Raw genomic sequence first — 18,927 nt, 5'->3', positions numbered from 1 at the left:
CCGTTTCGCCATCCGGAGATCCGGCCTCAATGCCGGTTCCAACCGGGTACGCATACCGCAGCATGATTGCCCATGGCCGATACGACGCGCATCACGGTGACGTTGCCGAACGAGCAGGTCGCCGAACTCAGGAAGATCACCGACAATGTCTCCGGTTATGTCGCCGAAGCGGTGGCACGCCAGCTGCGGCACCAACTCCTAGGTGCTGACTTGCTGCGGCACCAGGAGGAGCACGGGGAGTTCACCGAAGAGGAACTGGCCCAGGCCCGCGTCAGTATCTTCGGGACGGCGGATTCCGGCGGTTCGGCAAGCACGGCGTGATTGATCACGCCGAAACCGTCACCCTCAGCTCTCAAGGGCTCTCCGCCTGGATCGCGCAGGATCGCAAGATCCTCGCAATGTTCCAGGTGTTCCATTCCATGGGTGCCGATTTCGTCATCGGCGCCAACACCATCGTGGAAACCAGCCACGCACGAGTGGACATGCCGCGGCTGCACTGGGCGCTCGCACGAGCGAAGGTCGAGCCGGCAAGCGGGCCGTATGCGTCGGCGTACCCCGCCACTCGCCGGAGTTACGACGCGGCGCCAGAACCGTATCCTGCCTGAGTGGACGCGGTCGCGATGCTCGAATGGCTTCTGGAACACGGCGTCAACGCGCTGCTCAGGGTCGACGCTGAGCGCGGAGCAGGCCGGTCGTGGACCTTCCACGCCAGTGGCGGAGGCCAGAACGAGGAGAGATGGGTTGTTCGGGCCGACGCAGGCTCCGCGGAAGAATGTGTCCGTCGAGCTCGGAAGGCGCTGAAGGCTTATGGCCTCGACCTGCCCGAGTAAGACCCACTTGTCGAGGCCGGTCGCGTACGACTGAATCGCTCCCGTTTCGTGGAACGCTCTGATCCGGATGAGTTCGGATCGCTACTATCTTCGGGTGGCGCAAGCTCAGCGCAGGCGCATTCCCGATGAAACTCGGCGCGCGCTCTTCGACGCGACCGACAGGAAATGCACCATATGCCGCAGGCCCCTGGACATCGAAGGCGGCACCCGTCACATCGGCGAGATGGGCCACATCGCGCCGCACTCCCCCGACGGGCCTCGCCGGGAGGCGGCCAGGCCGACCGAGGTCGACGGCTTCGACAATCTCATGCTGCTGTGCCCGAGCTGTCATCGAACCATCGACAAGGAGCCGGGTCTGTGGCCGGAGCCCTGTCTGCGCGCCATCAAGGCCGAGCATGAGGGGTGGGTGGTCGTCGAGCGAACCCGGCCGGAGCCTCGGCGACCACCCGGCGGAGAGCCGGCCGGCATCGGCGGCACCGTCGAGATCGAGGGCGTCGCCTACCACGTCGCGGGAGATCCCGAGGAGGAGAGGTCGGCGGACGGCACGGCGATCGCGTCCCGGGCGTTCGCGCTCACGCCGGAGGGCGGTCACGTCTGGATCCGCAGGATCGCCGCCAGGTCGCCCGGTCCCGCGGCCCTGGAGTGGCGCGCCGCTCTGGCCGGCGAGGCCGGCCTGCTCGCCGAAGCGCTCCCAGGCCTGCCGCCGCGGGTCGCCGCGTCCGTGACGCCGGAGACGGCGGTGCTGGTCACCGCGGTACCGTCGTTCACCACCCTGGCCGGCTTCTACGACGGCCGGGGCCGGGAGGCCGAGGCCGTGCGCGTGCTGGGCGCCGGAGTCGCCGGGCTCTGCGAAGGCCTGGCCTCCCTGCACGGCAGGGGGCTCGCCCATGGCGCCGTCAGCCCCGATTCGATCATGACCGACCGGGCGGGGTCGCTGTTCCTGCGTGACGCCGGTCAGGCGTTCTCACGCCCCGATCAGGCCGCCGAGCCCGCCGAGGACGTCCGCCGGCTGGCCGAGCTGATCCACGTCATCGTGACCGGGCGTCCGCCCATACCGCTCGTCTCGGCCGCGGTCCTGAACCCCGCCGTGCCGGAGCGCTTCGCCCACGCTCTCGATCGGGCGCTGTCCCCCGACCCGGCCGGACGCGGCCACATCCTGGAGCTCGGCGAAGGTCTCCGCATCTGAACGAAGGAGCAGACGGTGGAGGGAAGGATCGTCGACCTCGGTGCCGAGGCCGGTCTGGTCTGGTCGCAGAAGTTCCCCGGAACGCTGGTCAAACAGCGCGAACGCCACCCCCTCCTGCCGGGCATGGAAGGGATCAGCCGGGACCTGTGGGCGGCCGGGCCGCAGAATCCGGTCCCCGCCCGCCTGCAGCGCGGCCGGGGCGACCGTGGCGACTTCCTCAAGATCTATGTCGACGGCCGGTACGCCCTCATGCTCTTCCCCACCCGGGATCTGCGCGGCTACTGGGTCGGCGGCATCCATCCGATGCACTTCGACGACCATGACCAGATCGTCCGGGGCGCTTTGCTGCTGCGCGCCGGGCGCTGGCGGGTCTTCGACAGCCCGCACGACCTGCGTCATTCCTCCGGCTGGCCGATGATCCAGAGCGCCTGGAGCGCCGGCGTCGGCGTGCCGCCGGGGGGAGAGCCCACGCTCCCGCCCGCCCACGCCGCCTATCTCGACCGTCTCACCACGCTGGTGGAGCAGGGACGGCGGATCGAGGCGTCGGCCGGGGACGCCCGCCGTCTCGTCCCGTACCGGCGGGTCACCCCGGTGGCCGCGACGCGCCGCTCCGCCCGGTCGGTGCACTCCTTCCAGCTCATCGACGCCAACCGGCTGACGGCGGGCACCCGCGTCCACATCGACGGCGAGCCCGACCTGCGCGGCCGGATCGAACGGATCGACGAGGCGGTGGCGACGGTGCGGTTCGAACGGCCGGTGGACTTCGCCCGGATCCCCGAGAGCGGCGCGTTCGCCGAGACGCCGAACCTCATCACCTACGACAAGGAACGCGAGGCCATCGAGATCCTGCGGGAGGGCCGCGCCCGCAACCCGCTGCTGCTGACGGCGCTGGTCGACCGCAGGTTCCAGACCTTCGCCCCCGCGCTCCGGAGCCGTCCCCGTGAACCCCTGGACGCCAGCCAGCTCAGCGCCTTCCGCAAAGCGCTGGCCGTTCCCGACCTCGCGCTCATCCAGGGACCCCCCGGCACCGGCAAGACGCACACCATCCGGCAGGTCGTCCTGGCCTGCGCCGAGGAGCACCGCAAGGTCCTCATCTCCTCCTTCACCAACCGCGCGGTCGACAATGTGCTCAAGGACCTGCCGGAGAACCTGCTGGTGCTGCGGGTCGGGAGGGAGGACGGCATCACCCCCGGCTGCGAGCACCTGACACTCGAGGCGCGGGCGGTCGAACTGCAGCGGCTCATCGCCGGCCGTACCGAGCCCCTTCTCGCCCGTTACGGCGCCGCGGCGCCGGACGGCCCGGCGGACGCGCTGTTCCGGCAGCTGAACGAGGACATGCGGCGTCTCGACGACGCCGGAGCCCAGGTCCGGCGCAGCGCCGCGGCCGCCGCCGAGCGTGAGGACGTCGTGGCGGCCGACCTCAAACGGCGGGCGGCGTCCCTTGACGACGCGGGGAGCCGCCACGGGGAGCTGCTCACCGAGCGCGTCCACGACCTCCAGCGGCTCGACCGGGCAGTGGCCCGCGCCCGGCGAGCCGCCGAGCTTCCGCTGGTCGGCCTGTTCTTCCGGCGCCGGCTCACCCGACTCCAGGCGAGCCGGTCCAGGGCGAGCGCCGAGGCCGAGGGCATCCGCCGGATGCTCGACGCGATCGCGCGGGACCTGGCGCGGGTCGCCGCCGAACTCGATCACGTCCGTGCCACGCATCCCGACCTGGTGGCCGCGCGTCAGGCCCACGAGCGCGATCTGGCCGAACAGCGGTCGCGGGCCGAGCGGGCCGCGCGCGTCGCCACGTCCTTACGGGAGTTGCTCGACGGCGAACATCCCGAGATCGCCCCCGACCCCGCGAGGCTGGCCGCCTTCCTGTCCGCCGCCGGCTCCGCGCTCGGCCTGATGCGCAGACGGCTGGACCTGCTGACCTCCTGGAGGGAGAAGCTCGAACGGCGGACCGATCAGCTGTACGGCGAGCTCGTCAGATACGCCGATGTGATCGGAGCCACCTGCATCGGCACCGCGACGAGCGGGCATCTCGACGGCGCCGACTTCGACCTGGCCATCGTCGACGAGGCCGGCCAGATCAGCACGGCGGACCTGCTCGTCCCGCTGGTCCGGGCGCGCCGGGCCGTCCTCGTCGGCGACCATGTCCAGCTGCCGCCGCTGCCCGACGACCGGCTGGTCGCCTGGGTGGCGGCCGAGCACCCCGGCGACCGCGAGCTGGCCCGGCTCGTCACCGACAGCGCCTTCGAGCTGCTGTTCCCCTCCGCGCCCCAGGAGAACAAAGAGGTGCTGCGCTTCCAGCGCCGGATGCCCGAGAGCCTGGCGCGTTTCATCTCCGGACACTTCTACGGCGGGCTGCTGGAGACCGACGTGCGACGGGTCCACCACGACGACCTGTTCGCCGCTCCCGTGGCGTTCATCGACACGGCGGAGCTTCCGCAGCGGCAGCGAGGCGACCGCAAACCCCGCGAGGACGAGCCCTGGCCCAAGGACAGCCGGCTGAACGAGTGCGAGGCCCGGCTGCTGACACTCCTGGCCGCCCACTACCACGCCAGGTCCGACGACTGGGCGGTCATCCTGCCGTACGCGGCCCAGATCGGCCTGGTCACCTCCCTGCTGGCCCGGCAGGTCCGTGACGAGGACGCCGTCGCCCGCCGGGTGGCGACCGTCGACTCGTTCCAGGGCGGCCAGCACGACACGATCCTCTTCGGCTTCACTCTCAGCAACCCGCGCCGCGGTGTCGGCTTCCTCCGGGAGGTGCGCCGCTCCAACGTCGCCTTCTCCCGGGCCAAGCAGCGGCTGATCCTCGTCGGGGATCTCTCCACCCTCCTCAACGCCACCGACCCGGGCTTCCGTGACCTGGCGCGGGCGCTGCACGACCATGTGCGGGCCACGGGAGATCTGCGGAGCTACCGCGAGATCATGCGACGCCTCGGGGAGAACCCATGAGCAGTGCGCCGGCCGACACGATCCTCTACGCCCAGACCCGCGCGCTGGAGCACGCCGCCGGCCTGCCCGGGATCCGTCCGTTACGGATCCACGCGCTCGCGTTTCCCCTGCACGCCGCGGAGCTCTCCGCGACCATCGAGGAACGCGACCCGTTCGACCTGCTCGATCGGTACGTCGGTCTCGCCATCGCCGAGGGCGGGTTCACCCGCCGTGCCGACATCGCCGTGTTCCTCGGCCTGACCGAGCACACGGTCGACCGGGTGCTGCGCTTCCTGGGCGGCATCGGCCATCTGTACGGCACCGCCGACGCCCTCTTCCTCACCGAGCGCGGCCTGCGGTCGGTCCGTGACGACCGCCGCTACACGGAGAAGCAGGAACGGCTCCGCCTGTACTTCGACGGCGTACGGTGCGGGCCTCTCCGCACCGCCCACTACGCCCACGGCGTCCGGATCCTCGACCGGGACACCGGCCACGCCCAGCGGACCTTCCGCCTCCTCCCGGAGGCATGCGGCTTCCGCCCCGGAGCCGTCCAGGAACTGGCCCGGCGGCACGACCGGGGCGAATACGACCTGCCCGACGAACTGCTCAACCTCGAAGTCCTGGAGGTGGGCCGGGCCTTCCTGCCCTGCTACGCCGTCAGGGCCCACGACGGTCACCGGCTCAGGACGCTCGTCTACTCGGGCGTCGCCGATCTGCGGGACGATCACCTTGAGGAGATCCTCAACTCCTGGCCGACGGCCACTCACGTGATGGAGAGCGCCGATTCGGAGCACCCACGCGACCACTTCGCGGAGTGGATGCGCGAACGGGGGATCGCCCCCCAGTCGCTCTCCTGGGTCGACCACCACAGCTTCCGGCTCGTCCTCCCGCCGTCCCGCTACTCCGACCGCGAGGACGGGACGCGCGGGAAGGGCACCTTCTCCCTGGCGATGCTCGGCGCGTACGTGGCACCGCGCAGCCACGTCCTGCAACTGTGGTGCGACGACGTTCCCACTCGGACGAGGGCCGTCCTCACCCGGGCCCTGGCCTACGCCACGGCGACCCGCCGCACGGTGCCGGAGGTGACGGCGTTCCTCGGCCGCGTCTGCCGCCAGCTCGAACCGGAGGCCGACGTCACCCTCGACGACCTGCGCAGGCACGCCCGCAGGGCCGGATACGGCACCCTCGACCTCGAAGAGTGAGAACGGCCGCCGTTCCTCCTCTTCGCTGCGGTCAGTGGTAGATGCGCTCCTGGAGTTCGTAGAGCTCCGCGTAGAGCCCTCGCCTTGTCACCAGCGCCCGGTGGTCGCCGCTCTCCGCCACCCGGCCCCGGTCCAGTACGACGATCATGTCGGCCATCCGCACGGTGGAGAAGCGGTGGGAGACGAACAGGGTGATCCCGCCGGATCGCCGGCCGGTGTCGGCCGACAGGTCGGCGTAGCGTTCGAAGATCGCGTGCTCGGCGGCGGCGTCGAGGGCCGCCGCGGGCTCGTCCAGGACCAGGAGGAGCGGGTCCTCGCGCATCTGGCTCCGGGCCAGTCCCAGGGTCTGCCACTGCCCCATGGAGAGCTCGGTGCCCTGGCCGTAGCCATGGCCGAGCAGCCCGGACAGCCCGCCGGGCACCGACGCCACGATCCGGCCGGCCCGCGCCAGCTCGACGGCCCGCAGGACCGCCTGCTCGTCCTCCATCCGGGCGACGTCGCCGACCCCCACGTTCTCCCGCAGCAGCAGCTCGAACCGGGCGAAGTCCTGGAACAGGGACGCCACTCTCGCCTGCCATTCTCCGGCCGGCAGGTCACGCAGGTCGGTCCCGTCCACCAGGATCCGCCCGGAGGTGGGCTGGTAGAGGCCGCACAGCAGCTTGACGAGGGTGCTCTTGCCCGCGCCGTTCTCGCCCACCAGCGCCACCGACCCCCCGGCGGGGATCGTCAGGTTGAGATCCTCCAGGATCACCTTGCCGGTGCCCGGATAGACGAAGCTCAGGTTCTCCAGCCGGATCCCTTCGCGCAGCACGGCCGGGACGGCTCCGGTGCCGGGATAGACGGGCACCGGCGACGTCCGGGCCGGTGTGGCGTGGCCGGGCTTCCGCGACCCCCGCTCCCCTGCCTCGTGCTCCCGCGACCCCTGCTCCCCCGACCCGTGATCGCGGAGCGAGGTCAGCCGGTCCAGCGTCCTGCCCACGCCCTGCAGGCCGGTGAGAAGGGTGGCGGCGCCGGCCACCTGCACGCTCACCTGTACCGCCAGGGTGATGACCAGGATCACGTCGCCGACGCCCGCCCTGCCCTGCTCCGCCTGCCAGAGCACCAGCGTGATCGCGCCGCCGTAGGCGAGGGCGAACACGAGCTGGCCCGCCGCGCGCAGGGCGGCGGCCCGCAGGTGCGCCCTCCGCAGCACCGCGCTGGTCCTGGACCAGTTGGCGTCCTGCTCCCGCAGGAGCGCGGCCTCGGCGTGGAAGAGGCGGATCTCCTTGATCGAGGCCGGAGCGGTCGCCAGCGCGAGCAGGTGGCGGGTGCGGCGGGTGTTCTCCGCGCTCGCCTCCTTCGCCGACTCCAGGAGGTTCTGTGCCCACCTGCCCACCAGCACCGAGGGGAGCGCGGCCAGCGGCAGGAGTGCCAGCCGCGGATCGAGCGTGACGAGGACGACGGTGGTGAGCGCTGTCTGGAGGGCGAGACCGCCCAGCTGGAGCACCGACTCCACCGCCGTGCGGGTGTTGCCGAGTTCCTCCCGGACGAGGTTCACGTTGTCGGCGAAAGCGGGGTCGTCGAGGCGCTCCAGCCCGGGAGAGCCGTTGACGTGGCGCACCAGTTCCTCGTTGAGCGTGGTCTCGGCGAGTTCGCCGACCTCGAAGTACGACAGGTGCGCGAAGTGCCCGAGCATCAGTTCCAGGACGAGCAGGACGGCGACGCCCCCGATGACCCACGTCGCCACGTCCAGCCGCCTCGCCAGGGCGGCCTCGGTGAACTCCCGGAGCCCGAGGGCGATGACGGGCGTGGCCAGGTAGCCGACGGTCATCAGCCCGACGGCCCGCAGCAGGCGGCCCCGGTCCACCGCCGCGGCGAGGCGCAGCACGAACACGGCGCTCAGCACGATCCGTCTCATCTGGTGGATCCCGTCCCGGTGTCGTCGGCGCCGAAGCGCCGTGCCTGCAGGTGGAACAGGTCGGCGTAGCGTCCCCCCGACCTGAGCAGCCCTTCGTGGTCGCCCTGCTCGACGACCCTGCCGTGCTCGACGACCACGATCCGGTCGGCCCGGCGTACGGAGGAGAAACGGTGCGAGATGATCACCGTGGTCAGTCCGCCGGTGATGTCCAGGAACCGGTCGTAGAACTCCGCTTCGGCGCGCACGTCCAGCTGGGCCGTGGGCTCGTCCAGCACCAGCACCGAGGCGCCCTGCGCGACGGCGAGGAAGGCCCTGGCCAGGGCGATCCGCTGCCACTGCCCTCCCGAGAGGTCGCGTCCGCTCCTGTACCGCGGGGAGAGCGGGGTGTCCAGCCCCGCGGGCAGCGCCTCCACCACCTCCAGCGCGCCGGCCCGGCGGGCGGCCGCGAGAAGACCGGCCCGGTCGGCCGACACGGCCGGCGCGCCGAGACCGATGTTGGCGCCGGCGGACAGCTCGTACCGCACGTAGTCCTGGAAGATCACGGCGAGCCGGCGTTGCCACTCCCTGGGATCGAGGCGTCTCAGGTCCTCCCCGTCGACGAGGATCCTGCCCTCTTCCGGGTCGTACAGGCGGGTCAGCAGCTTGACGATCGTGGTCTTGCCCGCGCCGTTGAGCCCGACGATCGCGGTCGAGCGGCCCGCCGGTATCTCCAGGTCGAGACCGTGGAGAACCTGCCGTCCCTCCCCGTAGCGGAAGCGGACCTGTTCGAAGCGGATGCCGCGCCTGGGGAGCCCGTCAGCCGTAAGACTGCCGCGGGGGACGTCCTTCTGGCTCCCCTCGGCCAGTTCCTCGAACTCGGTCAGGGCCTCGTAGGCGTTCAGCCCGTACTGCGTCTGGACGTCGCTCTCCGGGAAGAAGGCGCCGAAGCGGATCGCGACGAGCGCCGCCTGGAGGACGACGGACAGTTCGAGCAGACCGAAGTCGCCGCCGGCGGCGGAGCGGCCGAGCCAGACCAGGAGGACCGAGCCGCCCGCCAGGCCGACCAGCGTGTAGCCAACGAACGGCCAGAACAGGATGCGTCGCCGGCCGGTCCACAGCGCCGCCAGATACTCCTTCGCGTCCGCGCGATGGCGGCGTTCGTGCCAGTCGATCAGGCCCAGGGTCCGGAACTCCTTGGCCGCCGTGACCGTCGTGCCGATGTCGCGCAGGTAGGTGACGCGGCGCCGCGGACCGGACAGTTCGTGCCAGAGCCCGCCGAGCCGTCCGAGAGATCCGCGCTGGCCCCGGCGGATCACCAGCGCGGTGCCCGCCGCGACGGCGCCCGCGATCGGCGAGAGCGCGATCCCGATGAGGACCACCGCACCCGCCAGCTGGGTGTACCTGGCGATCAGGGTGAGCCCGCCCGCGACCGCCTCCCCCGGCGTGGGCGGGCGGCGGCCGAGGCCGTCGCGCGCGTCCCCGAGCCTGCTCATGACGTTCTCCCGCTCCAGCACCGACATCGGGGCCCGCGCCAGGGCCGAGGTCATCAGGCGGTGGGCGCAGCGGCCGTCCACCCGGCGCGCGATCACCTCTCCCACCGCGGCCTGGTACGGCACGAGCAGTTGCTGGAGGATGTAGGCGCCGACCGTGAGCGCCAGCGCGGTGCCGACGGCCCCGAGGTCGCCGGTCCCCTCCCCCACCGAGGCGGAGATCTCGCTGAGCAGCACGCTCGTCCCCACGATGAAGGAGATGGGGAGCAGGCCCGCGAGCAGGTTGAGCACCACCGCGATGCTCAGCGGGACCGCCCCGGCGTAGGGAAGCAGCCGCGCGAACGCGTGCCGGCGCTTCGCGGCGGCGGACGCGGTGGACACGGCGGCGCGTGTTTCCGTGGTCATGCGTTCCTTCCGCTCCCTGAGCCGATCTCGACTATGATCGGGAGCAAAGCTGTGACGAAGCCAAGTAGGCCGGGACCGCGCGAGTCACGAGAGAGCCGCCGTCGCTGGAAAGGCGGTCTCGCCCCCCGGTCGAAGACCCTTCTGAGCTGCGGGGAGGAACGGCGGCGCCGTCGTGGCGGCCGCCCAATGCCCCGCCGGTGGGCCCTCGTGACCGGGCCGCAACGAGGTCTCGCCGGCGGCGGGGCGAAGGTGTGGTGGCACCGCGAGCGACAGGTCCCTGCTCGCCCACACCGGACAGGGACACCTACGGTTCTCGTCTGTGGAGTTGTCATGCGAATTCTGTCCTCCCAGGTCTCCAAGCATGTCGGGGAAGAGGTGACCGTCGCCGGCTGGCTGCACCGCGTCCGCGCGCTGAAGTCGGTGACCTTCGCCATCGTGCGTGACCGGGATGGTCTGGTGCAGGTCGTCGCCGCCGAGCCGGACCTGGTGAAACGCCTCGCGGTGCTCACCGAGGAGACCGTGATCGAGGTGACCGGGACCGTCACCGCCAACCAGCAGGCGCCGGGCGGAGTGGAGATCACCTCTCCGGCGGTCCGCGAGCTGTCCGAGCCCGCCGTCGCGTCGCCGTTCGACCTCTACCGGCCGGTGGTCTCGGCCGCGCTGCCCACCGTGCTCGACAACGCCGCGGTGGCCCTTCGCCACCCCAGGCTGCGCGCGCCGTTCGAGATCTCCGCGGCCTCGGTGGCGGGATACCGCCGCGCGCTCGACCGGCTCGGCTTCACCGAGGTGCACACTCCCAAGGTGGTCTCGTCGGCCACCGAGTCCGGGGCGAACGTCTTCGCCCTCGACTGGTTCGGCCGCAAGGCCTACCTGGCGCAGTCGCCGCAGTTCTACAAGCAGACCATGGTCGGGGTCTTCGAACGCGTCTACGAGGTCGGCCCCGTCTTCCGGGCCGAACCGCACGACACGGCGCGGCACCTGGCCCAGTACACCAGCCTCGACGCCGAGCTGGGCTTCGTGACCGACCACCGCGACGTCATGGCCGTGGTCCGCGAGGCGGTGGCCGAGATGGTCGCCACCATCGCCGAGCGCGCCCCGGGCGCGGTGGAGCTGCTCGGAGTGAAGCTGCCGGACGTGCCGGAGGAGATCCCGTCGATCCACTTCGCCGACGCGCAGGAACTGCTGGCGCGGGAGACCGACGAGGACCCGCGCGGTGAGCCCGACCTGGCCCCCGCGCACGAGCGGTGGCTGTGCGAGTGGGCCATGCGCGAGTACGGCTCGCAGTTCCTCTTCGTCACGGGCTATCCGATGCGCAAGCGGCCGTTCTACACGCACCCCGACCCGCAGCGGCCGGAGTTCTCCAACAGCTTCGACCTGCTCTTCCGCGGCCTGGAACTGGTCACGGGCGGGCAGCGGCTGCACCGCCACTCCGACTACCTGGCCGCTCTGGAGGCGCGCGGGGAGAGCCCGGAGCCCTACGCCGGCTACCTGGCCGCGTTCGCCCACGGCATGCCGCCGCACGGCGGGTTCGCGCTCGGGCTGGAGCGGTTCGTGGCCCGGCTGACCGAGGCGGACAACATCCGCTGGACCACGCTCTTCCCGCGTGACCTGCACCGCCTGGCGCCCTGACCGGCGGCTCGAATTCCGGTTCACGCGCACAGGTGCCGCTGCAGGCTGTACAGGGCGGGACCGAGCAGGACCAGCGAGAGCGCGACCAGCCAGCCGAGATGCCCGGCGGCGGCCGGGAGATCGCCGGTGATCACCAGGGCTCTCGACAGCTCCACCCCGTGGTGGAGCGGAGAGACCTCGGCCACGGCGCGCAACACCGGAGGGAGCCTCTTCGTGGGGAAGAAGACCCCGCTCAGCAGAGTGAGCGGGGTCAGCACCAGGGTGTAGAAGTAGGAATAGGCGTTGATCGCGCGGACGGTGCCGGTGAAGATCAGTCCGGCGCAGGCGAAGACCAGGCCGAGCGGGAGCAGGGCGGGAACGGCGAGCGGGGCGGTGCTCGCGGGCGCGTAGCCCAGGGCCGCGACGATCGCCAGGTAGACGCCGGTGTAGACCAGGCATCGGGTCAGCGCCCACATCAGCTCGCCCAGCGCGATGTCGGGCGGCTCCACGGGGCTGGTCACCGCCGCGTCGTAACTGCGGGCGTGCCGGAGCCGTACGAAGACGTTGTAGGTGACCTCGAAGACGGCGCCGTTCATCGCGGTGACGGCGAGCAGTCCCGGAGCGACGAAACTCGCGTACGACGAGCCGATGGCGGCTCCGTCCACGTAGAACCCCAGGCCGATCCCCATGGCCGCCAGCGAGAAGACCGGTTCGAAGAAGTTGGGGACGATGGTGGTCCGGTAGGACTTCCTGAACAGGGTGAAGTCACGCCACCAGATCCGCCGGGCGAGGGCGGGAGAGGGCGCGGGGAGCGCACGGCGCGTGCGATGCCGTGCCCCTTGCCGGTCGCCTGTACCCCGGCGGCCTGTCCCCGGGCCCGGCGGCACGGCGGGAGTCACCGGCGCCGGATCCGCAGGTGTGGTCTCCTCCCGCCGGTCGAGGGCGTGCAGCGCGTCCTGCAGCGACGCCGGCCGGACGAGGTGGTCGCCGGCGCCGGCCGCCGCGAGGTCCCTGGTCAGGTCGGCGGCCGAATCCCCGAACACCAGCAGGCGGTTGCCCACCCGCAGCCGCTCGCGCTCCCCGGCCCACGCGGGCACCGTGTTCTCGACAACCGTGTTCCCGGCAACCGTGCTCCCGGCGGCCTTGTTCGCGGCGACCGTGGCCTCCGAGGCCGGCAGATCGAGCTCGACCACGTACTTCGGAAGCGTCGCGGCGATCAGCCGCCGCGGGTGGGACGACTGCCGCACGCGTCCGGCGCGCAGCACGGTCACCCTGTCGCAGAGGCGTTCGACCTCCTCCAGGTAGTGCGTGGTGACGACCAGCGTCTTGCCGGTGGCGCAGAGTCTGTGGAGCAGGTCCCACAGCATCACCCGGCTCTCCGGGTCCAGCCCCGTGCTCGGTTCGTCCAGCAGGATCAGGTCCGGGTCGTTCACCAGGGCACGGGCGATCAGGAGCCGCCGCTGCATGCCGCCGGAGAGCGTCTGCGGCATGGCGCGGGCGTGCGCGGTGAGGCCCACCATCTCCAGCAGTTCGTCGGCGCGCGCGGCGGCCCGCCGCCTGGAGAGCCCGTGATAGCGGCCGAAGGTGGTGAGGTTCTCCCGCACCAGGATCTCGTTGTCGTGCGTCATCCCCTGGGGCACCACGCCGATCCGCGCCTTGGCGGCCCTGGGGTGGCGTGTCACGTCGTGCCCGAGCACCCGGAGCGATCCGTGGTCGGGTGCGAGCGTGGCGCTGAGCATGCGCATCAGTGTGGTCTTGCCGGCGCCGTTCGGCCCGACCAGCCCGTGGCGCTCGCCCGCCGGGATCGCGAGCGAGACGCCGTCCACGGCGAGATGGGAGCCGTGCCGGCGGGACAGATCATGGCCCTCCACAGCCAGAGTCAGTGGCGCCCGGGCGATAGGTCCGGCAAACGCGGGATCGGCCAGTTCAGGCTCGACCGAATTATGGCTATTCAAAGGGAGAAGTACCTTTTGGTAAGAGAGTTGTCCGTAGGTCCGCCTGTGCACGCGGTACTCGCGGCCGCTCCACCGAAGGAAGTAAACGTGACATTCTTGGCGGTTTCATCAGGGAAAACCCTGAATGTTTCGCATCAACTGTTACGTTGCGATCATCGCGGTAGTTGAATCTCCTCACCGCCGCGGCGACCGCTGCCGGTGAGGAAACTTCCGTCGAGAGGATCAATGGACGTCCCCGGCAGGGCCGACGAGGCCCGCGCGATCGAGACATGGCTCGACGCCGGCGTCTCCGGCCCCTCCATGGGAGTGCTGGGCGGAGACGCGGGTGTCGGCAAGTCCACCATCTGGTCCGCCGCGCTGGCCGCCGCGAAGGAGCGGTCGTTCCGGGTCCTCTCCTGCCGATCCGACCTGAGCGAGACCGGCCTGTCCTATGTCGGTCTCGGCGACCTCTTCGCCGGCCTGGAGGGCTCCGAGGCCGTACGCGGTCTGCGCGAGCCGCTGCGCGGCGTGCTGGCCGCCACACTGTGGTGGGAGCAGGCCCCCGGGACGCCGCCCCACCAGCGCGCGGTGGCGCTGGCCGTGCTGGACCTGCTCAGGAACCTGTCCGCCGAAGGACCCGTGCTCATCGCCCTCGACGACCTCCAATGGCTGGACTCCGCGACCGAGGTCGTGCTCACCTTCGTGCTCCGGCGCCTGACCGTCGAGCCTGTGAAGCTGCTCGTCACGCTCGGCGCGGAGACGGAGGGCGACGCCTGGCCCACGCTCGTCCGGGTGCTGCCTCCCGAGCGGGTCACCTGCTGGGAGGTCGGGCCGCTGGCCCCCCTCGCCCTGGCCGCCGTGGTGGAGAGCCGCTACGGCACGGCCTTCCCCCGGCCTCTGCTGCGCTGGCTGCACAGGGCGTGTGGCGGCAACCCCCTGTTCGGCCTGGAGACGGCCCGGGCGTGGAGCGAGCGGTCCTATCCGACCGGCGACCTCCCGCTGCCGGAGAGTCTGCGGCGCCTGCTCCGTGCGCGCGTCCGCGCACTGCCTCCGGCCGTGGCGGAGGCGGTGCTGGTGGTCGCCTGCGCCGAGACGCCCACGATCGCTCTCGTCCGCACCGTGATCGGCACGTTGACGGGGCTGGCGGAGGCGATCGCCCGGCGTCTCGTCGTACTGGAACACGAGTCCCTTCGCTTCCGCGACCCGCTGCTCCGGAACGTGGTGTTCGAGGTCGCCGGACCACTGCGGCGCCGGGAGATGCATCAGCGGCTCGCCCGGGTGGTGAGCGACGTGGAGGAACGCGCGAGGCACCTGGCCGCCACCGCCGGCCATACCGACCCTGTCGTGGCCGACACGCTCGCCGCCGCCGCCACGCTGACCGCCGCCCGTGGCGACCCGCTGACCGCGGGCCACATGACGGCGCAGGCCGCCCGGCTCACCTCCCCCGGGGAGCGCGAACTCCGCCTGCGCCGCTGGCGCGACGCCGCCGGCCACCTGATCTCCGGAGGAGACGGATCCCGGGCCCTGGACATCCTGGAGGACGCGCTGCGCCGCTGCCCGCCCGGGCCGGTCCGTTCGGAGATGCTCCTCCGCCTGGGGCAGGCCGCCTTCAACTCCGGCGACGTCGCGGGTTCGATCACGCGTCTGGAGCGCGGCCGTGCCGAGGCCGCCGGCCGGCCCGACCTGCTGATCCCGATCACGACCGGCCTCACGTACTACTCCGTGCACAGAGGCGACCTCGCCGCCGCTCAGGGGCATGCCAGGGAACTGCTGCGCCTCACCGAGGCGTCCGGGAACGACGACGCGCGCGGCGAGGCCGTCTCCGTGCTGTCCACGATCGACTTCATCCGCGGTGCCCCGCCCCCGGCGGCCATGCCCGTGCCACACCGTCACAACCCCCTGGAGCACTCGCTCGCGGTCCCGCACCTGTACGGCTTCCTGTGCCGTTGCCTGGGCGACCTGCCCGCGGCGCGGGCCGTGTTCGGTGCTCTGCGCACCGCGGTCGTCGAGGCCGGCACCGTGGCCTGCGCCGACTGGGGGATGGCCTGGGCCACCGAGGTGGAATGCCTCGCCGGTGATCTGCGCGCGGCGGCGCGCTACGCGGACCTGGCCGCGCGCGCGGTGGAGGCGACCGGCGTCCCCACGTCCGCCGCCCTGTTCACCGAGGCGCTCCTGCTCGGCATGCACGGCGAGCTGGGCAGGGCCCGGCTGCTGGCCGGCGAGGGACTGCGGATCGCCCAGACCTCGGGCAACAGGCTGGCCGCGCTCTCGGTGCGCGCCCTGCTGGGCTTCATCGACCTGTCCGACGGCGACCCGATGGCGGCCGTCCAGCACCTGGACGCCGCCGAGCAGACGGCCCGCTCCCTCGGCGTCGTCCTCGACGTGGTCTGCCCGACGGCGGGCGCCGACCACGTCGAGGCGCTGGTGCAGGTCGGACAGTACGACCAGGCGGCCGAGCGCGTCGAGCGGATCCAGCGGCACGTGCGCGTCGCCGACCGGCCACTGGGCCGGGGCCTCGCCGGCCGGGCACACGGCGTGCTGCTGACCGCCACCGGATCCCCGAAACGGGGAGCCGCCGAACTGGAGGCCGCCGTGGCCGAGTTCTCCGCCGCCGGTGCGCCCTTCGAACTCGGCCGCGCCCTGCTCGCGCTCAGCAGGTCACAGAGCCGCCTGCGCCGGCGGGAGGCCGCGCGGCGCACCATGGAACGGGCGTCGAGGATCTTCACCAAGATCGGTGCCGAGTGGTGGGCGGGGAGAGATGAGCCGCGGTCGAGGCTCACCCCGCCCGACCGCCTGACCGTGTCGGAGGCGCAGGTCGCCGCGCTGGCCGCCGAGGGCCGGACGAACCAGGAGATCGCCAGGGAGCTGGCGATCGGGGTGAAGACGGTGGAGAGCCACCTGTCCAGCGTCTATCGCAAGCTCGGGGTGCGCAGCCGCACCGAACTCGCGCTGCGCATGAACTCCGGCAGGCGGACCCCCGGGCACGGCTGACGACGATCCGCGTCCGATCACGGCGTTTCAGGGTTTTCCCCAATGACGCCGCAAGAAGGGGCATGTTAAATCAACTGCGTTGAAACCGGCCGCCGGGCCGGCGGCGTGTGCAATCTGAGGAGGCGTGTGCGATAGGAGAGGTATGGCCCGCGCACCTCGGAACCCGGATCGACTCAGCCCCGGTTTTCCGCGCCCGGAATTACGAGGACCCGGGCGGGAATGACAGGCCCGGCACGCGTACTCCTCCGCTACGGAACGGATTTCCGCCATGTCCGAATCAACTGAGCCGCTGACAGAAATCCCCGTCGTCGAGCTTACAGACGTGGAAAGAGAGGCCCTCAGGGCAGGGATCGCCTCCGTCGACGCCAATCCGTACGACGAGTTCGAGACCTTCCTGGCGCAGGTACGCCGGAACCGGGGCGTGCTCCCCGCAGGGGTGCGCGCGGCGGTGGAGGCCCTCCGGCTCCGCCGGGCGCCCGGCGCGCTGCTCCTCCGCAACCTGCCGATCGTCCGCGACCTGCCGCCCACGCCCGGACGGTCCTTCTCCTCGCTGCCCGAACTCGCCGCGGTGGGCACCGAGGCGTTGCTCGCCGGCGTGGTCGACCTGCTCGGCGAGCCGTTCAGCTACCTGGAGTGGGACTCCGGTCATCTGGTCCACAACAAGTACCCGATCCGGGCCCATCGCGATCTGCAGTTCGGGTCCAACGCGGTGGAGTTCCTCCTGCACACCGAGACTCCCTTCCGCGACGTGTCCCCCGACTATCTCGCCCTGCTCTGCCTGCGGGGCGATCCGACCGGTCAGGCCAAGACCCGGGTCGCCGACATCACCCGGGTCGTCGACTCGCTGGACGAGGCCGATCTGGCGGTGCTCGCCCAGGCGCGGTACGCGTTCGAGACCGACAACCCGGTGGTCGTCATCGACGGGCGCGGGCTCACCGAGCCGCAGCCGATCATCAGTTTCCGGGACGGCACGCGGGTGATCGAGTACGTCGGCGACCTCGTCGCGATCGACGAGGAGTCGCAACGGACGCTGGACGAGCTGTCCCGGCGGGTCCTGGCCATCGCCACCGACGTCCCGCTGGTCACGGGAGACCTGCTCGTCCTCGACAACTCGCGGGTCGTCCACGGGCGCAACGCCATCGTCCCGAGCTACGACGGGACCGATCGCTGGCTGCAACGCATGCTCGTCACCACCCGCCTGCTGGACGGCGACCGCGAGACCGGCCGCCTGATCTCCGATCGGCGTTACGCGAACTACCCCGACGACTACCAGAAGGCGCTCAGCCAGCCCGCCACCCAGCCGTAGCGGGCCCGGCTCCCCGACCGACGCGAGGACTCAGACCATGTGGAACGGCTACCCGGTCGTCGACGCGGACGGCCATGTGATCGAACCCGGGAATCTGTGGGAGGAGTACGTCGACCCCGCGTTCCGGGAGGCGTGCCTGCGGGTGGAGCGTGATCCGTCCGACGGCGACCGCCTCCTCATCGACGGGAGACCCTCCAGGCTCATCCGCCGGCTCGGCGGCGTCCCCTACGACCCGGACGAGCCGATCGTGGACTGGAACACCCTGGAACGCGCGGAGTACGCGCCCTTCAGGGAGTCGTGCCCGCCGGCGTCCTACGACGGCGACGCGCGGGTGCGGTGGCTGGACGCCGAGGGCATCGAGGCCACGCTGCTCTTCCCGTCCCTCGGCCTCATCTGGCCCAGGGAGGTGGACTGCGCCTCCCCCTACGCGGTCGCCCACCTGCGGGCCTACAACCGCTGGATGGCCGACTTCGCCTCGGCCGCCCCGGACCGGCTCGTCCCCGTGGGTCAGCTGGCGCTGTCCCCCGAGGCGCCGTTTCCGCAGGAGGTGGCCGCGCTCGCAGCGACGGGCTTCCGGCACGTGATGCTTCCCCACGGGGTGACGGTCCTCGACGCCCGGCTCGACCCGTTCTGGGCGGCCGCCCAGGACCACGGCATGGTGATCCACCTGCACAAGGTCGCCGTGCCGCACCTGCTGCCGCTGCCCCTCCCGACCAGCGTGCGCGCGCCCGGCACCGGCGCCTTCTTCAACCACGTCAACGAGATCCTGCCCGGGCAGCTCTTCCTGGCGGGGCTGCTCGACGCCCGGGTCCCCGACCGCTTCCCGGACCTGCGGTTCGCCTTCCACGAATGCAACATCGGCTGGCTGCCGGCCTGGCTGGAGCGCGCGCAGGAGTCGTTCGAGACGCTGCGGGAGACCGGACGCGACACCCCCGACCACCCGCCCCGGCACTACCTGTACGACCGCGACGCCTTCTTCTTCTCGACCGGCCTCGGCGAGCGTCTCGACGGGCTCCCCGAAGAGCTCCGCTCCCGGGTGCTCCTCGCCACCGACTTTCCCCACCCCGGCACGCCCTTCCGGCCGCGCGAGGAGTGGGACCCGGTTCTGGCGGCCTTCCCCGAGGACCTGCGCCGTGCCCTGCTCGGCGAGAACGCCCTCCGCATCCTGGACAAATAA

Annotated in this window: 13 protein-coding genes; 10 read left to right on the top strand and 3 right to left on the bottom strand. The window is 71.7% G+C overall.

The window, feature by feature from the left end:
• Nucleotides 1-72 precede the first annotated feature (72 nt).
• The 6 genes from HHX37_RS20850 (at nt 73) to HHX37_RS20825 (ending at nt 6,140) form a co-directional block, all read left to right on the top strand.
• A complete protein-coding gene (locus tag HHX37_RS20850; protein ID WP_182879229.1) occupies nt 73-321 on the top strand; it encodes a hypothetical protein in 249 nt (82 codons plus the stop codon).
• On the top strand, nt 318-605 hold the full coding sequence (locus HHX37_RS20845; protein WP_220502996.1) for a hypothetical protein: 288 nt from the start codon (nt 318-320) through the stop codon (nt 603-605). The genes HHX37_RS20850 and HHX37_RS20845 overlap by 4 nt, the downstream gene beginning before the upstream one ends.
• Nucleotides 606-830 carry a hypothetical protein gene (locus tag HHX37_RS20840; RefSeq protein WP_182886441.1) on the top strand — a complete coding sequence of 75 codons (225 nt, stop codon included), beginning with the start codon at nt 606-608 and terminating at the stop codon, nt 828-830.
• A 223-nt stretch (nt 831-1,053) separates the two neighbouring features.
• Nucleotides 1,054-2,016: a hypothetical protein gene (locus HHX37_RS20835; RefSeq protein WP_396776242.1), complete on the top strand. Its 963-nt coding sequence runs from the start codon at nt 1,054-1,056 to the stop codon at nt 2,014-2,016.
• A 15-nt stretch (nt 2,017-2,031) separates the two neighbouring features.
• The gene (locus HHX37_RS20830; RefSeq protein ID WP_182886439.1) at nt 2,032-4,959 is read left to right on the top strand and encodes a DEAD/DEAH box helicase; all 2,928 of its coding nucleotides are present in this window, start codon (nt 2,032-2,034) and stop codon (nt 4,957-4,959) included.
• Nucleotides 4,956-6,140: a hypothetical protein gene (locus HHX37_RS20825; RefSeq protein WP_182886438.1), complete on the top strand. Its 1,185-nt coding sequence runs from the start codon at nt 4,956-4,958 to the stop codon at nt 6,138-6,140. Before HHX37_RS20830 ends, HHX37_RS20825 begins: the two co-directional genes overlap by 4 nt.
• 31 nt (nt 6,141-6,171) lie before the next feature.
• On the opposite strand, the gene HHX37_RS20820 is transcribed toward HHX37_RS20825, so the two are convergent.
• On the bottom strand, nt 6,172-8,037 hold the full coding sequence (locus HHX37_RS20820) for an ATP-binding cassette domain-containing protein (protein ID WP_182886437.1): 1,866 nt from the start codon (nt 8,035-8,037) through the stop codon (nt 6,172-6,174).
• Complete coding sequence (locus tag HHX37_RS20815; protein ID WP_220502995.1) at nt 8,034-9,911, bottom strand: ABC transporter ATP-binding protein; 1,878 nt, start codon at nt 9,909-9,911, stop codon at nt 8,034-8,036. The genes HHX37_RS20820 and HHX37_RS20815 overlap by 4 nt, the downstream gene beginning before the upstream one ends.
• A 330-nt stretch (nt 9,912-10,241) precedes the next feature.
• Between HHX37_RS20815 and aspS the strand changes: the two genes are divergently transcribed.
• On the top strand, nt 10,242-11,540 hold the full coding sequence (gene aspS / locus HHX37_RS20810; protein WP_117410169.1) for an aspartate--tRNA(Asn) ligase: 1,299 nt from the start codon (nt 10,242-10,244) through the stop codon (nt 11,538-11,540).
• Between the two features lie 20 nt (nt 11,541-11,560).
• Here the strand turns inward: aspS and HHX37_RS20805 are convergent, their stop codons facing one another.
• On the bottom strand, nt 11,561-13,390 hold the full coding sequence (locus HHX37_RS20805) for an ATP-binding cassette domain-containing protein (RefSeq protein ID WP_182886436.1): 1,830 nt from the start codon (nt 13,388-13,390) through the stop codon (nt 11,561-11,563).
• 309 nt (nt 13,391-13,699) lie between these two features.
• Here HHX37_RS20805 and HHX37_RS20800 point away from each other — a divergent pair, with 309 nt between their 5' ends.
• From HHX37_RS20800 to HHX37_RS20790, 3 genes are all read left to right on the top strand, one after another.
• On the top strand, nt 13,700-16,444 hold the full coding sequence (locus HHX37_RS20800) for a helix-turn-helix transcriptional regulator (protein ID WP_182886435.1): 2,745 nt from the start codon (nt 13,700-13,702) through the stop codon (nt 16,442-16,444).
• Between the two features lie 322 nt (nt 16,445-16,766).
• Nucleotides 16,767-17,750 (top strand): TauD/TfdA family dioxygenase, encoded by a 984-nt coding sequence (locus HHX37_RS20795; RefSeq protein WP_182877983.1) that lies wholly within the window; start codon nt 16,767-16,769, stop codon nt 17,748-17,750.
• A gap of 37 nt (nt 17,751-17,787) precedes the next feature.
• Entirely contained in the window at nt 17,788-18,927 is a 1,140-nt protein-coding gene (locus HHX37_RS20790) for an amidohydrolase family protein (RefSeq protein ID WP_182879238.1), read from the top strand.

It is taken from the genome of Microbispora sp. H10885, from assembly GCF_014161415.1.
Lineage (GTDB): Bacteria > Actinomycetota > Actinomycetes > Streptosporangiales > Streptosporangiaceae > Microbispora > Microbispora triticiradicis.
Note: the sequence above shows the minus strand (reverse complement) of the source record. Positions and strands in the feature narration are given on the sequence as shown.